The sequence below is a fragment of the Paenibacillus sp. genome, from assembly GCF_035645235.1.
Lineage (GTDB): Bacteria > Bacillota > Bacilli > Paenibacillales > YIM-B00363 > Paenibacillus_AE.
Genome location: NZ_DASQMZ010000014.1, coordinates 24924 through 41157, shown reverse-complemented (window position 1 = coordinate 41157; position 16234 = coordinate 24924). Strand labels below are relative to the sequence as shown.

The following is a 16234-nucleotide window of genomic DNA, read 5'->3' as shown; positions in this document are numbered from 1 at the left end:
TTTGCTGCGTGACTTCGCCGGACGCCCGACGCCGCTCTTTTACGCCGAACGCCTGACGGAGCATTTCGGCGGCGCCAAGATTTACCTCAAGCGCGAAGATTTGCTCCATACCGGCGCGCATAAGATCAACAACACGATCGGGCAGGGCGTACTGGCCAAGCGCATGGGCAAGAAGAAGGTGATCGCGGAAACCGGCGCGGGACAGCACGGCGTCGCTTCCGCGACGGTCGCGGCGCTGCTCGGCCTCGAGTGCAAGGTATTCATGGGCGAGGTCGATACGCAGCGTCAGCAGCTGAACGTCTTCCGGATGAACCTGCTCGGCGCGGAGGTCGTGCCGGTGACGTCCGGCACGCGTACGCTCAAGGACGCGGGCAACGAGGCGCTCCGGTACTGGGTCAGCCATGTCGACGATACGTTCTACATTCTCGGCTCCGTCGTCGGGCCGCATCCGTATCCGATGATGGTCCGCGACTTCCAGCGCATCATCGGCGACGAGACGAAGTCGCAGATGCTGGACCAGCACGGGCGGCTGCCGGACGCGATCGTCGCCTGCGTCGGCGGCGGCAGCAACGCGATGGGCATTTTCTATCCGTTCGTGGACGATACGAACGTTCGGCTCATCGGCGTCGAGGCGGCGGGCGAAGGCGTCGAAACCGAGCGCCACGCGGCGACGATGACGCACGGAAAGCCGGGCGTCTTCCAAGGGTCTATGAGCTATTTATTGCAGGACGAGCACGGGCAGGTGCAGGAGGCGCACTCGATTTCCGCGGGCCTCGACTATCCGGGCATCGGTCCGGAGCATTCGTATTTGAAGGATATCGGGCGGGCGGAATACGTGCCTGCGAGCGACGCCGAAGCGCTGGAGGCGCTGCAGCTGCTCTCTCGCAAGGAAGGCATCATTCCCGCGCTCGAATCGGCGCACGCGATCGCGTACACGCTCAAGCTGGCGCCGACGATGTCGAAGGACGCGATCGTCGTCGTCAACTTGTCCGGCCGCGGCGATAAAGACGTCGAGTCGATCATGAAGTACATGGGGAGGGACGCGCGATGACCGCGGAGACGACATTCAATGCGATCGATGCGACGTTCGCCCGCCTGAAGGCGGAAGGACGGACGGCGCTGATCCCGTTCCTGACGATCGGAGACCCGGATCTCGACGCGTCGCTCGCGCTCATTCGGGAGATGGAAACGGCGGGCGCGGACATGATCGAGCTCGGCGTGCCGTATTCCGATCCGCTGGCGGACGGGCCGGTCATCCAGCGCGCTTCTCAGCGCGCCTTGTCGGGCCGGCTGACGACGATGGTAGACGTCATCGGCGTCGCACAGCGCGCCAAGGAAGCGGGCGTGAAGCTGCCCTTCATCTTGTTCACGTATTATAACCCGATCCTGCAGCTCGGCTTCGACCGGTTTTTCGATTTGCTCAAGGCGAACAACGTCTCGGGCATGATCGTGCCGGATTTGCCGATCGAAGAAGACGAGGAGCTGCGCAGCCTCGCCGAAGCGCACGGCCTGCATCTCATTCCGCTCGTGGCGCCGACGTCGCGGACGCGCGTGGAGTCGATCGCCCGCAAGGCGCGCGGCTTCGTGTATTGCGTCTCGTCGCTCGGGGTGACGGGAGAGCGGTCGGCGTTCGCGACCGACCTCGACGCGTTCCTGGACACGGTACGCGGCGCCGCGAGCGTGCCGATCGCCGTCGGCTTCGGCATCTCGAACCGGGAGCAGGTCGCCCGCTTCGAAGGGCGATGCGACGGCGTCATCGTCGGCAGCGCGATCGTGCGCAAGATCGAGGAGCAGGAGGCGAAGCTGCGCGACGCGGCGACGCGCGAGGAAGGCGCGCGCGCGGTCGGCGACTTCGTGAGGGAGCTGCGAGGCTAGTTTTTATACTTATTTGATAGGAGTGGACGAGACATGCAACCGAAAGCGCGTATTACGCACCTGCCGGTATACCAGCCCGGCAAACCGGTAGACGAAGTGAAGCGGGAGCTCGGCCTCACGAAGGTGACGAAACTCGCCTCGAACGAAAATCCGTTCGGCTGCTCGCCGAAGGCGAAGGAAGCGATCGTCGCGATAGCGGAGCAGGCGAACATCTATCCGGACGGCGCCAGCGTCCTGTTGAAGGACGCGGTCGCGGCGCTGTACGGCGTCGACCCGGAACAAATCGTGTTCGGCGCCGGCTCCGACGAAGTCATTCTAATGATCGCCCGCGCGTTCTTGTCGCCGGGTGACGAGACGATTATGGCGGACCGCACGTTCCCGCAATACCGGCATAACGCGGAGGTCGAAGGCGCGACGGTCGTCGAGGTGCCGCTGAAGGACGGGACGCACGATTTGGAGGCGATGCTCGCCGCGGTGACGGACCGGACGAAGATCGTATGGGTGTGCAACCCGAACAATCCGACGAGCACGATCGTCACCGCCGACGAGGTCGAATCGTTCCTCGAGCGGATCCCCTCCTCCGTCATGGTCGTGCTGGACGAAGCGTACGTCGAGTACGTCGTCGATCCGCGCTTCCCGAACGCGCTGGAGCTGATTAAGCGCTACCCGAACGTCGTCACGCTGCGGACGTTTTCGAAGGCGTACGGCCTCGCGGGCCTGCGCATCGGCTACGGCATCGGCCGGGCGGAATTGATCCGGTCGATCAATCAGGTGCGCGAGCCGTTCAACACGACGAGCTTCGCGCAGGCGGCCGCGCTCGCCGCGGTGCAGGACCAGGCATTCATCGCGAGCTGCCGCGAAGCGAATGCGGCCGGGATCGTTTACCTGAGGGAGCAGTTCGACCGCCTCGGGCTGAAGAGCTTTCCGGCGCACGGCAACTTCGTTCTTGTCGATTGCGCGCGCGACGCGAAGACGGTATACGAGGAGCTGTTAAAGAAGGGCGTCATCGTTCGCGGCGGCCATACGGCGTCGATCGGCTTCCCGACGGCGATTCGCGTGACGGTCGGGTCGGCCGAGCAAAACAAGGAATTCGTCGAGGCGCTCGAAGCGGTGCTCCAAGAGACGGCTGTGGCGGCCGAATGACGAAAATCGCCATCTTCGGCGTAGGGCTGATCGGCGGGTCCTTGGCGCTCTGTTTTAAGGGCTTGCCCGGGGTTCGCGTCGTCGGCCATTCGCCGAGGCTCGAATCGATTCGAAAATACGTGGAGCGCGGCGTCGTCGACGAAGGGACGACGTCGCTCGAGGAAGCGGCGGAAGACGCGGACTTTCTGTTCCTGTGCGTGCCGGTCGGCATGCTCGGGGAGTATCTCGATCGGCTGTCCCGCTGCCCATTGAAGCCGGGCGCCGTCATTACGGACGTCGGCAGCACGAAGGGCGAGGTGGTCGAGGCGGCCGCTCGGCATTCGTTCGGCGAGGCCGTCTTCATCGGCGGCCACCCGATGGCGGGCAAGGAGCGCTCCGGCGTCGAAGCCGCGACGTCGAAGCTGTTCGAGAACGCTTATTATGTGTTGACGCCTACGAAAGAAACGCCTTCGGCCGCGTACGACGCTCTCGTTTCGCTGCTCGCGCATACGAAAGCGAAGCTCGTGCGGCTCGATCCTCGGACCCACGACGAAATCGTCGGCGCGGTCAGCCACTTGCCGCATATCGTGGCGGCGTTGCTGGTCAATTTGGTGGCGAGGCTGAATCGGACGGACGACGGGTACGAGAAGCTGGCCGCGGGCGGGTTTCGCGACATTACGCGCATCGCCTCGAGCGACCCGACGATCTGGCGCGATATTTGCGTCAGCAATCGCGAGGTGCTGCTCGACCTGCTTCGGGAATGGATGTCGGAGACGGAGCGGTTCATGAACGTGCTGCGCTCGGGCGAGCCGGACGAGCTGGCGGCCGAATTTCGCGCCGCCTCCGCGTTCCGCGGCGCATTGCCGGAGCGGCGGGTCGGAACGGCGGCGACGCATTACGAGTTTTACGTGCAGGTGGCGGACGAGCCGGGCACGATCGGCAAGCTGACGACGCTGCTCGGGACGAACCGCATCAACCTGCGGAACATCGGCATCCTGGAGCCGGCGCCGGGCGGGCCGGGGCAGCTGCGGCTTTCGTTCGGCAACGACGAGGATTGCTCCCGCGCTAAGGCGTTATTAGAGGAAGAAGGCTATATAGTACATTATTAATCCGACAGCCGTTCCGAGAGGAGCGGCTTTTTTGCGGGCTAGGAAATGTTTCTAAAAAAAACTGAAAGCGTTTTTAGAAAATCTATTGACAAACTGTAAGCGGATACATATACTAAAAGTACAGTATGGTTTCTCTCCACTCCTATCCGATATATGGCACTCTGTGCAGCCGCCGCGAGGCGGTCTTTTTTTTGCCCGAAATTCGGTTCCGGCTAGGTACGGCGTCGAGCGAATCCGCGCGGGAAGCCCACGCGGGAAGGTCGTGGCGTCCTTCGGACAAGCGGATACCAAACATTTTCCAAAAAAGGGATAGTCAGATACTAAGATCATGTTGTACACTAGGATGGGCGATACGAGGAGAATGTTGGGAATTGTCGAAGCCGGCAGGAATTTAGCGAACGAACTCGAATATGTTTGTACATTGGACAATTCCGCAATAGGTTGATCGAACTATTTTATTTATATAATTAGATACCGCAACTTTTCCGTTCGGGCATGGTATACACAAGTAAGAACCGAACGGAATCGAGCAAGGGAGCGAGCAAGGAGGGTTCCATGACCGATTCCCAGCTGATTCGGGAGATTAAGGACGGCAACGTTCAGCTCTATAAGGAACTGGTCACGCGCTACGAGCGGAAGATCCTGCTTTTCATTTATCATATGTTGAAAAATTCGCGCATGGACCACATGGCGGAGGATATGTGCCAAGAGACGTTTTATAAGGCGTATCGGAGCTTGCATTCGTTCCGGGAGGTCGAAGCGTCGTTCTCCACATGGCTTTATACCATCGCGCGGAATACAGTGCTCAGCGAACTCCGGAAAAACCGGAACGGCAACGTGTATCTCGAGGACAGCGGCTTCGAGCCGATTACGTCCTCGGACGCGACGCCGGAGCAAACCGTGCTTCGCGCCGAGAAGGTGAACATGGTGCGCGAAGCGATCAACAGCTTGCCGGAAAAGCAGCGTTCCGCCTTGATTTTGCGCGAGTACGACGGAATGGATTACCAAGAGATCGCGAATATTCTCGGGCAAACCGTATCCTCCGTCAAGTCGTTGTTGTTCCGGGCCAGGGCTAGCGTCAAGACCCAATTGGAGTCTTACGTGGGCGAACCGATCCTAGAGGAATATGAAGGGATGAAACAACGATGAAGTGCGATGACATTCGGGAGCTGCTGCCCGATTACTGGGATCAACCGGAGGGCGATTGGAGCCGCGTCCGCGTCGACGAGCACGTGAAGCGTTGCCCGGCCTGCGCGGAAGAGTTCGAAATGTGGCGGGAGAGCGCGAGCCTGATTCAATCCGCCGCATGGGAAGAAGCGACCGAGCTGCCGGAGCGGGGCGCGGTGTCCGCCTCCGTCATGGACCGGATTTACGCGGACGAAGGCTGGCGCAAGCCGGTAGCCGAGCGGTTATACCGGATTCCCCATCGGCTGCGCATTCGGCTGCTGTCGCTCGTGGCCGGCTGCCTCGCGATGTTCGGCTGCGCGTTCCTGTTCCGCCTGCTGTCGCCCGGCGCGACGGCGACCGTCCTGCCGAGCTCCGGGGTCATGACGGTGAACGCGCTCGGCGGCGGGGAAGCGAGCGAATTTTCGATCGCGGGCATCGAAGGGGTGCCGGTCGCGTCGATCGGCGATCCGGTCGTGCTCGGATTATCTGTCGTAGATTCCTACCCGGATTACCTGTTCGTGCTGTCGATGCTCGGCCTTATATGCGCGCTGCTCACGATGAACTGGCTCGCGCGCATCCGCGCATAGACGAATAAGCTACGAAGAAAGACGCCTGCGAGGGCGTCTTTTTTGTTGCGTTCCCGGCGGTCCGATAGCGGAAGGGAAACCGCGTGCCCAATTTCGAGAAAAAGATGCGGAAGAGCGAATACTTTTCGCAAATTGCCCAATACTGGGTAACAAACGCACTATTCGAAAGGCGGGACGAGCAAAACGATGAATCTGGCTGACATGCTGAGCTATGCGGACATTCACCAGTTGAACCGAATCGCCGATCATTACGCATGCGATTGCAACACGAATTCCAAGCGAGAATTGATCCAGTCGATCCTCAACGCATTAAATCGCAAAGACGTGTTTGAGCGGTACATCGAAACGTTGTCGGTGGAGGACATCCGGTTTTTGAACTCGCTCGCGTTCGACCCGAGGGACGCCTTCTCGCTGGAGGAGCTGCTCGCGAGAGCGCAAATCAGCCGGTACGAGGCGGCGAAGCCGTCGTTCCTGGGCGGAGGGCCGACGGAAGCGGCGAGCGAGATTTTAACGACCGTAACGGTCGACCTTCGCGGCCAGCAGGACGCGAAGCCGGCCAAGAAGGAGACGAAGAAGCGCGAAGCGAAGAAGGCGAAACCGACGGCCGAAGCCGCAGAGCCGCGTTGGAGCCCGCGGGAGATGATCGTCAAATTCGCGCATCAGGGCTGGCTGTTTAACGGCTACTCGCACAATACGAAATATTTGTTCCAAGTGCCGGCCGACTTAAAGCGGCGTTTCGGGGATTCGCTCGCCCGGGCGTATCAGCGGCAGCTCCGCGTCATCGACGAGCCTGCCGCCTACCGCGACGAACAGCGGCTGCTCGCGGACGACATCGGCGCGTTCCTGCGCTTCTTACGGCAGCACGAGGTGGAGCTGAACGCGGAAGGCACGATGTATAAGCGCTCTCAGCAGATGCTGTTCGAGACGTTCCACGTAAAGGAGGAGCCGGTCGGCAAAGGCGGCTGGCGATTCGGGTACGGACGCAAGATTAAAGATTATCCGAATCGATTCTCGTTAATATACGACTACTGCTATTACAACGGCCTCATCGACGAGGGAGAAGGACGGCTCGTCTTGTCGGATAAAGGCGAAAGCTTCCTCGCGGAGGGGCGTACGACCGATCCCGGCGCCGTCTACCAGTTTTGGCTGAAGCTGTATAAAAATCCGATCCATAACGTACAGACGCTCGTCCACTGGATCGACCGGCTCGCCGGCCGCTGGGTCACGCTGAACACGCTGTCCCGGGTGCTGACGCCGCTGATTAAGCCGTATTATTACGACACCCCGGAGTCGATCTTGACGAACCGCATCGTCATGATGCTGATGCATCAGGGGCTGCTGCGAATCGGCGAGCATCCGGAGGAGGGCGCCGTCATCGAAATGACGAAGCTCGGCAGCAGTATCGTTCGAGGCGTATACGTATCCGAAGAGGAAAAGATCGCGCTGCCCGAAGACGCGGCCCCGGGCATGCCGACGTAGCTTGCGGGAGCGGGCGCGCGTATATTCGAATGCGGCGGGGACGGCCGCCCGTGACGGGGAGGCTGCCGCCGAATATGATTTATTAGGTTCGACCGATTGAAGGAGGGTGGGTGACGTATGGATAAGATGATTCCCACGAACGAAGCGATGCGCCTCCTCATGGCCGAGTTGATTTTGGACAAAGCCATACGCGACTACAGGGAGCGGGAGCTGTACCTTGAGATCGACAGGGCGCTGGCGCAAGGGGACGAGGCGGCGTTTCTTCTATTAACGAACGAGCTTCGATCGTTGCAGGGCATCGCATAACGATTCGGAGAATCGGTCTATGCCCGGGGAGGCGTAGGCCTTTTTTTGCGTCCGTTTGGATTCGACTTTCGGTTTATGGTAGGCTTGAGGGAGGTTTACCGAGGATGATCGAAGCGGGGGACGACGATGAAATTCAGCGAGATCGAGAAGGATCGATGGCCCGAGCTGAAGCCTTATCTAGATACGGCGCTGCTGCCGCTGAGCGGCTTGACCGGCGGCGAAGCGCCCCATGAAGCGACGGAGGCGCTCGAGCGGCTCCGCGACGCGCTGGAGCCGCTGGAAAGCGCGTACCGCGGACGCGTCGTCACGATGCCGGCGCTCCATTACGCCGAGGACGACGCTTCGCTGGCCGTTCTGGCGGACAAGCTGTGCGCGCGCATGCGGGAGAGCGGCTTCCGCCACTGCGTCGTCGTGACGGGCGCGCCGCGCCTCCTGACGCTGTCCGTGCCGAACGCTTCGGCGGTGCTCGGCCCCGAGCCGCCGAGCCCGGTCGCGCCGAGCGAGCTGTACCGCTCGAAGGCGACGCGGGAGATCGAACGGCTGTGGCGAGGCACGCCCGCGACTGCGTCGGGCGGCGTCTCCGAGTTGTGACAATTTCGCAACAGTTTCCGCCGGAGCGCCGCCCTGGCGCGGTTTGCCCGACGTCGATTTCTTGACGCCCTATAGGGCGTAAGCTATTATGGATTATGACTTTGCATGTACAAAATAGAACGAAGATGTGACAGGTTTCGGCAAAGGGGGGTAACCGAATATGAGCGAACATCAACAACATGGAAACCACGAGTCCGAACACAAAGCGACCAGCCGGCGAGAGATGTCCCGCCGTCAGTTTCTTTCCTATACGCTTGGCGGCGCCAGCGCGTTCATGGCGGCCGGTGTGGTCATCCCGATGCTGCGCTTCGCCGTCGATCCGGTGCTGCAAGCGAAAGGCGCGGGCACGCTCGTGAAAGTCATCGAGGAAGAGAAAATCACGTCCGAACCGACGGAAGTGCGCTTCACCGTGCACCAGGTGGACGGCTGGTACGAGAGCGATCCGACGCTCGTCGCGTGGATTTCCAGGGGGGCGGACGGCAACATCTTCGCGCTGTCGCCGGTGTGCAAGCATCTGGGCTGCGCGGTGAACTGGAATACGAATCCGGAGTTTCCGAATCAATATTTCTGCCCGTGCCACGGCGCGCACTACACGCAGGACGGCGAAGCGTTGGCCGTCGCGCCGGCGCCGCTCGACGAGTACGAGGTGCAGGTGCAGGAAGGCTTTGTTTACTTAGGACCGATCAAACCGAACGAACGGGTGTAAGAGGAGGCGTAAAGTCGCATGTTAAAAACGGTATACAACTGGATCGACGAACGTCTCGACATTACGCCGATTTGGAGGGACGTCGCGGATCACGAGGTGCCGGAGCACGTCAACCCGGCGCATCACTTTTCCGCGTTCGTGTATTGCTTCGGCGGATTGACGTTCTTTATCACCGTCATCCAAATTTTGTCCGGCATGTTCCTTACGATGTATTACGTTCCGGACATCGTGAACGCTTATGCGTCGGTCGATTATTTGCAGCACAAGGTCGCGTTCGGCGTCATCGTGCGCGGCATGCATCACTGGGGCGCCAGCCTCGTCATCGTCATGATGTTCCTGCATACGCTCCGCGTCTTCTTCACGGGTTCGTATAAACACCCGCGGGAGATGAACTGGGTCGTCGGCATGCTCATCTTCGGCGTCATGCTCTTCCTCGGCTTCACGGGTTATTTGCTGCCGTGGGATAACAAAGCGTACTTCGCGACGAAGGTCGGCATCGAGATCGCGGCGTCCGTGCCGTTCATCGGCGAGTCGATCAAGGTGTTCCTGCAGGGCGGGGATATCGTCGGCGCGCAGACGATCGCGAGATTCTTCGCATTGCACGTATTCTTCTTACCGGCTGTCTTGCTGGCGCTGCTCGGCGTCCACTTCTTCCTTATTCGGAAGCAGGGCATCTCCGGACCGTTGTGATTAGGGGGGAACATTAGCTATGGCCGGTTCGCATCATAACGGTAACGACAATAACGAAAAGATCGTATACGTCGGCGACTCGCGGGTTCCGAAGCCGACGAAGGTGCACATTCCGCCGGATTACTCGGCGTTCCCCGGCAAGTCCGAGGCGTTCATCCCGAACTTCCTGCTGAAGGAATGGATGGTCGGCTGCGTGTTCTTGGTCGGCGTGCTCGTGCTGACCGTCTCGCATCCGGCGCCGCTCGGCTACCCGGCGGACCCGACGAACACGGGCTTCATCCCGATGCCGGACTGGTACTTCCTGTTCATGTACCAGCTGCTGAAGTATCCGTACATGTCCAACCAGTTCATCGTGCTCGGCACCGTAGGCCTCCCGGGTCTCGCGTTCGGCGCGCTGATGCTGGTTCCGTTCCTCGACCGAAGCCCGGAGCGGCGCTTCTACCGCCGCCCGGTCACCTCGGCGATGATGTTGCTCTCGCTCGCGGCGATCGTCTACTTGACGAACGTGTCCTGGACGCACTACCAGCACGAGCTCGAGGTGAACGGCATTACGCCGGAGCATATCGAGCGCGAGGAGAAGATGCTGGAGGAGAAGAAAGCGCGCGAAAGCGGCGAAGCTCCGCCTCCGGCGGCGACGTCGGTCGTCTTCGCGGACGATCCGGCAGCCGACGTGTACGAGCGCGCGACTTGCGTGCAGTGCCACGGCACCGACATGCGGGGCGGCGGCGGTCTGCCGAGCTTGATCGGCATCGGCGACAAATACTCGGAAGAGGAGCTCGCTAAGATCGTTCACGACGGCATCGGCGGCATGGCGCCGCAGTACGACGCGAACCTCGAGAAGGGCCTCACCGAGGAAGAGATGGATTCGCTGATCGCCTGGCTCGCGCTGCAGAAAGCCGAGAACGAAGGCAAGGAAGCGCCTGCGCATTAATTTCGCGCACGGCGCGGATATCGGAATCGAACGAGCAAAGACCTGACCGCGCACATCGCGGTCGGGTCTTTCTGTTAAGGGGAGAGCGTCAAGTGATCGAACGGGTTTCTTGGCTTTGGGGGCGCGCGCTGTTGCTATCGCCTTGGGCGCTGCACGCGCTGCTGTGGTCGAACGTCTTGGGCACGCTGTACGGGTACGAATGGTATCGGGGGCAGCTCGTCCGCACCTGGAACGAATACGGGGAATGGCTCGTGCTCTTCGTTCCGGACAGTCCGACCGCGAGCTTATTTTTCAGCGTAACGCTGCTTTATCTCATCCGTGACGCTAAGCGGAGCAACGCTCCGCCGGGGGCGCTCGCGCCGAGCGGAGGGCCGCTGTTGACTTGGCGCGGCGTCTTTGAAGGGCTGGCCGTCATCACGCAGGTGAAATACGGCGTCTGGGCGGTCGCGATTATTTTCTGGGGCGCTTCGCAGGGAGATCGAATCGTCTGGCAGGAATGGATGTTGGTCGGATCCCATTCCGCGATGGCGGTCGAGGCGCTGCTTTACATGCGTTACTATCGTTTTACGGTGCTCGCCGTCGCCGTCGGCGCCGTCTGGACGCTCCTGAACGACGCGATCGATTATACGTTCGGCGTGTTCCCGTATTTGCCGCAGCAGCTGTACGACGACCTCGGCAGCGTTCAACTGCTCACGGTTTCGCTGTCGGCCGTCGGCATCGCTTGCGCGTTCCTCGGGGTGCGTCTGGCGGCAAAAAATCGCGTCTAAACCTAGGACATCCCCCATATCATGTGGATAGGAGGGATGTCCTATGGTAAAATTCCGGCGAGTGCGCCGTTACGTATTGGCGGGGCTCGGGGCGGCGACGCTGCTGTTCGCTGTCGGTTGCGGTTCGGACGAGCCGCGGCCGAAGGAGGCGCCGGCGGAGAAGGTCGCGACCGATGCGCAGCGCCAAACGATGCGGCTCATGAACGAAGCGGCGGAAGGCGCTTACCAAAGCGTGCAGCGAGGCGATCTGGAGGAAGCGCGCTCGCGTCTCGCGCAGCTTTCCGTCTTGTCTACGAAGCTGTCGTACGACGGGCTTACGACAGTGGAAGGGATCGAAGCGGTATCCGGGGCGATCGCGGACGCGATGCATGCGCTGAACGCGTCGGCGCCGGACGGCCGCGCGATCTCGCTGAAAGTCGCCGGCGCGCGATTGGCCGTCGACGCCTTGTCGCATCGGGATCAACCGATGTGGCTCGGGATGAGAGACGCGATGACGGGCGATCTCGATCGGCTGCGAGCGGCCGTGGCGTCGAAGGACGACCCGTCGGCGAGCGCGGCGCTCGCCGCGTGGCGAGCCCATGCGGAGCTGGTGCAGCCGGCGATCGTCGTCTCGCGCGACGCCGCGTCCGCGGTCAAACTCGACTCCATGACGGCGTTCCTGGCCGAGGGGCTCCGCACGGCGGATTGGGGCGGTCTCGCCAGCGCGCTGCCGAATCTCCGATCGGCGCTTGAAGAACTGTTCGCCGGCGAAGATCGGGAGACGGTCAGTCCGCTCCTTCCGACGGCGGAGCCTCCGCATCCGATTCTCTGGTCGATCGGCCTCGGCGCGTTCATCGTGTCGGTGCTGTCGTACGTCGCGTGGCGGAAATACGCCGCCGAACAGGGCGTCGCGCGCGTAAAATCGGAGCGTGATTTCGAGGGGCGGGGGTAAGCGCGAGGCTGGGGGGAGCGTCCGATATGCACGGCGTCCGTTTACGACTCCGTGCCCGGCTCCCCCTTGAAGCCTTCGCCCAGCACGTCCTGCACCTCCGCCACGATAATGAACGCGCGAGGATCCGCCCGCCGCACGATACGCTCGAGCCGGCGGGTTTCGTGCCGATATACGACGCAATACAGCATCTCCTTCGGTTGCCCCGTGAACGCGCCTTTGGCCGGAATGAGCGTCACGCCCCGGTCCAGCTCCAGCATAATTTGCTTCGAAATGTCCTCCGTCTTCTCCGATATGACCGTGAACGCGCGAGCCGCGTACTCCCCTTGCTGAATGACGTCGATCATCTTCGCCGCGACGAACACGACGACGAGCGTGTACAGCACCTGTTCCATTGAGATATACAACAAGGACGCGCCGATGACGAACGCGTCGAAATACAAGAAAAATTGCCCGATGCTCCAGCCCCTCGCCCGGTTGGCGATGCGCGCCAGGATGTCGACGCCGCCCGTCGTGCCTCCGAAGCGGAAGACGATGCCGAGCCCGGCGCCGAGCGTCACGCCCGCATATAAAGCGGCAAGGAATAAATCGTCCTCCGTCGCGAACGGTACGATGTAGCCGGCGTGCAGCACCCGTTCCATTCCATACAGGAACGCGGTAAGCGACAGCGTGCCGAAGCCGGTCAGCCACATGCCGCGCTTGCCGAGCATCCGCCAGCCGACGAAAAACAGCGGCACGTTGAGCAGCAGCGTCGTCGCGGACAGCGGGAAGCCGAAAGCGTAATTGAGTAAAATCGAAATGCCGGTGACGCCGCCCTCCATCAGCTGGTTCGGCACGACGAAAAAATGAATGCCGAAGGCGTAAATCGCGGTGCCCAACATAATGGGCGCCAATTGTTTTCCGAGTCGGATCGCTTGTTTCATACGAGGGAGCACACCTTTTTCCGGAACGATTAGGTAAGGTTCGATGAGCCCATTGTATCACGCGAATCATCCACTGTTCAAAAGCTTCCATTCTTGTACAACGGTCGCCTTTGCAGTAACATAGGGATAAACCTGAGCGGAAGCGGGAAGGGCGGAGCGAACAGTGTCGGACAAGTCGATGCGCCGCATGCAGCAGGAAGTGGACGACTATATCTCTCAATTTAAAGAAGGCTATTTCAGCCCGTTGTCGATGCTGGCCCGCATGACCGAAGAGGTGGGCGAGCTCGCCAGGGAAGTCAACCATACGTACGGGGAGAAGCCGAAGAAGCGGGACGAGGCGGAAAACTCGATCGAGTACGAACTCGGCGATATTTTGTTTATCGTCATCTGCTTCGCGAATTCGCTCGGCATCGATCTGCAGACGGCGCACGAGCGGGTGCTCGAGAAATTCAATACGCGGGACAAAGATCGTTGGACGAAACGGGACACAGAAGCATAGCGTCGCGAATATGGTATACCATCATGCCTTGCGCATCGTTCGTTCGCAAAGGAGGGTGGTCATCAAGATGAGCGGCGAAAAGGAATTGCAAAAAGCCTACGAATCGATACTCGGGCAACATTTCGAGCAGGCGGTCGAATGGTTTCAAAAGGCGATCGAACAAGATCCGGGCAACTCGGATTATCATTATAAGCTGTCTATTACGTACGCGCGCAGCGGGAAGATCGACGAGGCGCTCGCCCATGCCCGCAAAGCGAAGGCGCTTGCGCCCGCCGAAGGGGCGTACGACATTCAAGTGCGTACGCTGGAGGCGAAGCAGCTTTGCTCGAAGGCGGAACGGCTGCTCGCCTCCGGCGCGGAGCACGACGCGCTGGCAGCCTCGTACTTGCAGCATGCGGTGCGGCTCGATCCGCTCGAGGAAGCGACGTACGTGCTCCTCGCGGCGACGTTCGCGCGCATGAAGGAATACAAGGACGCCATCGCGACGCTGCGCGACTTGCTCGAGCTCGATCCGGATCACCGGACGGCACGCGCTTTGCTCGGCCAATACCAGCAATCATTCGCAAATTATTTGGAGGATACACGATGAACAGAAGCATACGCGTGGCGGTCGCCGGGGCCGGCGGCCGGATGGGACGGGAAGTCGTCAAGACGGTGCTGTCGGAGCCCGATTTCGAGCTGGCGGCGGCGGTATCGCCGTCGGCGCAAGGCAGGGACGCCGGCGAGCTCGTCGGCTTGCCGTCGTGCGGCGTCGTCGTCGGGAGCGATCTCGCCGAGACGTTCCTCGATACGGGGGTCCGGGCCGACGTGCTCGTCGATTTTACGACGCCGCAGCTGGCGCTGCGCCACGCCCGCCTTGCGATCGAGCATCGCGTGCGCCCCGTGATGGGGACGACCGGTTTTACGCCCGAGGACATCGCTTTGTTGGACAAGCAGTGCAAGGAGATCGGCCTCGGCGGTCTCATCGCGCCGAATTTTTCGATCGGGGCGATTCTCATGATGAAATTCGCCGCGGAAGCGGCCAAGTATTTTCCGCATTTGGAAATCATCGAATATCACGGCGACCAGAAGCTGGACGCGCCGTCGGGCACCGCCGTGAAGACGGCGGAGCTGATCGCGCAGACGAGGGAGCGCATGAAGCAAGGCAATCCGAAGGAGCATGAGACGATCCCGGGCGCCCGCGGCGGGGAATACGACGGCTTTCGGATTCACAGCGTGCGGCTGCCCGGCGTATTCGCCCAGCAGGAGGTCGTCTTCGGCGCCTTCGGCCAGACATTGAAAATTCGCCACGATTCGTACGATCGCGCCGGCTATATGGCGGGCGTCGCGACGGCGGTGCGCAAGGTGATGCATACGACCGGTATGGTATACGGTTTCGAACACATGATGGATTGACGAGGAGGAACCGGGCATGAATATTTCGCTCATCGCGCATGATCGAAAGAAGGACGAGATGGTGGATTTCGCGATCGCCTACGAGCATGTGTTGGCGTCGCATCGGCTGTTCGCGACCGGGACGACGGGACAGCGCATTATGGAGAGCACGAAGCTGAAGGTGCATCGTTTCCTGTCCGGTCCGCTCGGCGGGGATCAGCAGATCGGAGCCATGATCGCGCAGAACGAGATGGATTTAATCATCTTCTTGCGGGATCCGTTAATGGCCCAGCCTCACGAGCCCGATATCATCGCGCTGCTGCGTCTGTGCGACGTGCACAACATTCCGCTGGCCACGAATCTCGGCACGGCGGAAGTGCTCGTGAAGGCGCTCGAGCGAGGCGACCTGAGCTGGCGCGAGGTCGTCCATGACTGAGCCGTTCGGTGGCGCGCTCGACCTGCTCGTCTTCGGGGCGCATCCGGACGACGCGGAGATCGGCATGGGCGGCACGATCGCCAAGCACGCCGCGGAAGGCCGGAGGGTCGGCATCTGCGACCTGACCCGGGCGGAGCTGTCGTCCAACGGCACCCCCGAGCTTCGCGCGGAGGAGGCGGAGCGCGCCTCGCGGGCGCTCGGCCTCGCGTATCGCTCGAATCTCGAGCTGCCCGACCGCGGACTGACGGGCGACTTGGCGCAGCTCGAGCGCGTCGTGCGGGAAATTCGGCGGCTGCGGCCGCGATACGTGTTCGCTCCGTATTGGAAAGATCGCCACCCCGACCACGTCGCGTGCAGCGCCTTGATCGAGGCGGCGACGTTCAATGCGAAGCTGCGCCGGTGGCTGCCTGACGCGCCCGCTTGGACGGTGGAGCGGTTGTATTTTTATTTTATTAACGATACGGATCGGGCCGACGTCGCGGTGGACGTGACGGCGCATTACGAGGCGAAGACGCAGGCGCTGTCGGCATATCGAAGCCAATTCGAGCCGACGGCCGACGACGCCGTGGCGACGCCGCTTACGCAAGGCTATTTGCGGAAGGTGGAGCGTCGGGACGGGTTGCTCGGCCATGCGCTCGGCGTCTCGTACGCCGAGGGCTTCGTCACGAAACTTCCTCAACTGCTTTCGTTATTTTAACGATACGGCGCATCATTAGACGCATACTTATAAGTGACATTAGCTGA

20 protein-coding genes are annotated in these 16234 nt (G+C 61.3%); 19 read left to right on the top strand and 1 reads right to left on the bottom strand.

Annotation, left to right across the window (positions count from 1 at the left end):
- From trpB to VEZ38_RS01245, 14 genes are all read left to right on the top strand, one after another.
- Positions 1–1051, top strand: a 1051-nt coding sequence (trpB, locus tag VEZ38_RS01310; protein WP_324891167.1) for a tryptophan synthase subunit beta, incomplete at its 5' end; no start/stop codon positions are given.
- Positions 1048–1875, top strand: coding sequence for a tryptophan synthase subunit alpha (trpA, locus tag VEZ38_RS01305; protein WP_324891165.1), 828 nt, complete (start codon positions 1048–1050; stop codon positions 1873–1875). The genes trpB and trpA, both read left to right, overlap by 4 nt.
- A gap of 33 nt (positions 1876–1908) precedes the next feature.
- On the top strand, positions 1909–3018 hold the full coding sequence (hisC, locus tag VEZ38_RS01300) for a histidinol-phosphate transaminase (protein ID WP_324891163.1): 1110 nt from the start codon (positions 1909–1911) through the stop codon (positions 3016–3018).
- A complete protein-coding gene (locus VEZ38_RS01295) occupies positions 3015–4106 on the top strand; it encodes a prephenate dehydrogenase (RefSeq protein WP_324891161.1) in 1092 nt (363 codons plus the stop codon). The genes hisC and VEZ38_RS01295 overlap by 4 nt, the downstream gene beginning before the upstream one ends.
- Before the next feature lie 555 nt (positions 4107–4661).
- A complete protein-coding gene (locus VEZ38_RS01290) occupies positions 4662–5255 on the top strand; it encodes an RNA polymerase sigma factor (RefSeq protein ID WP_324891159.1) in 594 nt (197 codons plus the stop codon).
- The gene (locus tag VEZ38_RS01285) at positions 5252–5860 is read left to right on the top strand and encodes a zf-HC2 domain-containing protein (RefSeq protein WP_324891157.1); all 609 of its coding nucleotides are present in this window, start codon (positions 5252–5254) and stop codon (positions 5858–5860) included. Before VEZ38_RS01290 ends, VEZ38_RS01285 begins: the two co-directional genes overlap by 4 nt.
- A 186-nt stretch (positions 5861–6046) precedes the next feature.
- The gene (locus VEZ38_RS01280; RefSeq protein ID WP_324891155.1) at positions 6047–7339 is read left to right on the top strand and encodes a hypothetical protein; all 1293 of its coding nucleotides are present in this window, start codon (positions 6047–6049) and stop codon (positions 7337–7339) included.
- Between the two features lie 117 nt (positions 7340–7456).
- On the top strand, positions 7457–7645 hold the full coding sequence (locus tag VEZ38_RS01275) for an IDEAL domain-containing protein (RefSeq protein ID WP_324891153.1): 189 nt from the start codon (positions 7457–7459) through the stop codon (positions 7643–7645).
- Between the two features lie 126 nt (positions 7646–7771).
- Positions 7772–8236: a DUF2487 family protein gene (locus VEZ38_RS01270; protein ID WP_324891151.1), complete on the top strand. Its 465-nt coding sequence runs from the start codon at positions 7772–7774 to the stop codon at positions 8234–8236.
- 160 nt (positions 8237–8396) lie between these two features.
- A complete protein-coding gene (locus VEZ38_RS01265; protein WP_324891149.1) occupies positions 8397–8942 on the top strand; it encodes a ubiquinol-cytochrome c reductase iron-sulfur subunit in 546 nt (181 codons plus the stop codon).
- Between the two features lie 18 nt (positions 8943–8960).
- Positions 8961–9632: a menaquinol-cytochrome c reductase cytochrome b subunit gene (gene qcrB / locus VEZ38_RS01260; RefSeq protein ID WP_324891147.1), complete on the top strand. Its 672-nt coding sequence runs from the start codon at positions 8961–8963 to the stop codon at positions 9630–9632.
- Positions 9633–9651: 19 nt separating this feature from the next.
- On the top strand, positions 9652–10563 hold the full coding sequence (locus tag VEZ38_RS01255; protein WP_324891145.1) for a menaquinol-cytochrome c reductase cytochrome b/c subunit: 912 nt from the start codon (positions 9652–9654) through the stop codon (positions 10561–10563).
- A 92-nt stretch (positions 10564–10655) separates the two neighbouring features.
- On the top strand, positions 10656–11330 hold the full coding sequence (locus tag VEZ38_RS01250) for a DUF1405 domain-containing protein (RefSeq protein WP_324891143.1): 675 nt from the start codon (positions 10656–10658) through the stop codon (positions 11328–11330).
- Positions 11331–11373: 43 nt separating this feature from the next.
- A complete protein-coding gene (locus tag VEZ38_RS01245; RefSeq protein WP_324891141.1) occupies positions 11374–12261 on the top strand; it encodes a sporulation protein YpjB in 888 nt (295 codons plus the stop codon).
- Positions 12262–12302: 41 nt separating this feature from the next.
- On the opposite strand, the gene VEZ38_RS01240 is transcribed toward VEZ38_RS01245, so the two are convergent.
- Positions 12303–13181: a YitT family protein gene (locus VEZ38_RS01240; protein WP_324891138.1), complete on the bottom strand. Its 879-nt coding sequence runs from the start codon at positions 13179–13181 to the stop codon at positions 12303–12305.
- Positions 13182–13359: 178 nt separating this feature from the next.
- On the opposite strand from VEZ38_RS01240, the gene VEZ38_RS01235 reads away from it, so the two are divergent.
- The 5 genes from VEZ38_RS01235 to bshB1 all read left to right on the top strand — a co-directional run bounded on the left by VEZ38_RS01235 (position 13360) and on the right by bshB1 (position 16187).
- Entirely contained in the window at positions 13360–13680 is a 321-nt protein-coding gene (locus VEZ38_RS01235; RefSeq protein WP_324891169.1) for a nucleotide pyrophosphohydrolase, read from the top strand.
- A 67-nt stretch (positions 13681–13747) separates the two neighbouring features.
- A complete protein-coding gene (locus VEZ38_RS01230; protein WP_324891136.1) occupies positions 13748–14269 on the top strand; it encodes a tetratricopeptide repeat protein in 522 nt (173 codons plus the stop codon).
- A complete protein-coding gene (gene dapB / locus VEZ38_RS01225; RefSeq protein WP_324891134.1) occupies positions 14266–15075 on the top strand; it encodes a 4-hydroxy-tetrahydrodipicolinate reductase in 810 nt (269 codons plus the stop codon). Before VEZ38_RS01230 ends, dapB begins: the two co-directional genes overlap by 4 nt.
- 16 nt (positions 15076–15091) lie before the next feature.
- Positions 15092–15490, top strand: coding sequence for a methylglyoxal synthase (locus VEZ38_RS01220; protein WP_324891132.1), 399 nt, complete (start codon positions 15092–15094; stop codon positions 15488–15490).
- Positions 15483–16187 carry a bacillithiol biosynthesis deacetylase BshB1 gene (gene bshB1 / locus VEZ38_RS01215; protein WP_324891129.1) on the top strand — a complete coding sequence of 235 codons (705 nt, stop codon included), beginning with the start codon at positions 15483–15485 and terminating at the stop codon, positions 16185–16187. The genes VEZ38_RS01220 and bshB1 overlap by 8 nt, the downstream gene beginning before the upstream one ends.
- Positions 16188–16234: the final 47 nt, after the last annotated feature.

Bases quoted from the DNA above. Each gene is read 5' to 3' on its own strand.
- trpA (WP_324891165.1), top strand. From the start codon at position 1,048: ATGACCGCGGAGACGACATTCAATGCGATCGATGCGACGTTCGCCCGC.
- hisC (WP_324891163.1), top strand. From the start codon at position 1,909: ATGCAACCGAAAGCGCGTATTACGCACCTGCCGGTATACCAGCCCGGC.
- VEZ38_RS01295 (WP_324891161.1), top strand. From the start codon at position 3,015: ATGACGAAAATCGCCATCTTCGGCGTAGGGCTGATCGGCGGGTCCTTG.
- VEZ38_RS01290 (WP_324891159.1), top strand. From the start codon at position 4,662: ATGACCGATTCCCAGCTGATTCGGGAGATTAAGGACGGCAACGTTCAG.
- VEZ38_RS01285 (WP_324891157.1), top strand. From the start codon at position 5,252: ATGAAGTGCGATGACATTCGGGAGCTGCTGCCCGATTACTGGGATCAA.
- VEZ38_RS01280 (WP_324891155.1), top strand. From the start codon at position 6,047: ATGAATCTGGCTGACATGCTGAGCTATGCGGACATTCACCAGTTGAAC.
- VEZ38_RS01275 (WP_324891153.1), top strand. From the start codon at position 7,457: ATGGATAAGATGATTCCCACGAACGAAGCGATGCGCCTCCTCATGGCC.
- VEZ38_RS01270 (WP_324891151.1), top strand. From the start codon at position 7,772: ATGAAATTCAGCGAGATCGAGAAGGATCGATGGCCCGAGCTGAAGCCT.
- VEZ38_RS01265 (WP_324891149.1), top strand. From the start codon at position 8,397: ATGAGCGAACATCAACAACATGGAAACCACGAGTCCGAACACAAAGCG.
- qcrB (WP_324891147.1), top strand. From the start codon at position 8,961: ATGTTAAAAACGGTATACAACTGGATCGACGAACGTCTCGACATTACG.
- VEZ38_RS01255 (WP_324891145.1), top strand. From the start codon at position 9,652: ATGGCCGGTTCGCATCATAACGGTAACGACAATAACGAAAAGATCGTA.
- VEZ38_RS01245 (WP_324891141.1), top strand. From the start codon at position 11,374: ATGGTAAAATTCCGGCGAGTGCGCCGTTACGTATTGGCGGGGCTCGGG.
- VEZ38_RS01240 (WP_324891138.1), bottom strand. From the start codon at position 13,181: ATGAAACAAGCGATCCGACTCGGAAAACAATTGGCGCCCATTATGTTG.
- VEZ38_RS01235 (WP_324891169.1), top strand. From the start codon at position 13,360: ATGCGCCGCATGCAGCAGGAAGTGGACGACTATATCTCTCAATTTAAA.
- VEZ38_RS01230 (WP_324891136.1), top strand. From the start codon at position 13,748: ATGAGCGGCGAAAAGGAATTGCAAAAAGCCTACGAATCGATACTCGGG.
- dapB (WP_324891134.1), top strand. From the start codon at position 14,266: ATGAACAGAAGCATACGCGTGGCGGTCGCCGGGGCCGGCGGCCGGATG.
- VEZ38_RS01220 (WP_324891132.1), top strand. From the start codon at position 15,092: ATGAATATTTCGCTCATCGCGCATGATCGAAAGAAGGACGAGATGGTG.
- bshB1 (WP_324891129.1), top strand. From the start codon at position 15,483: ATGACTGAGCCGTTCGGTGGCGCGCTCGACCTGCTCGTCTTCGGGGCG.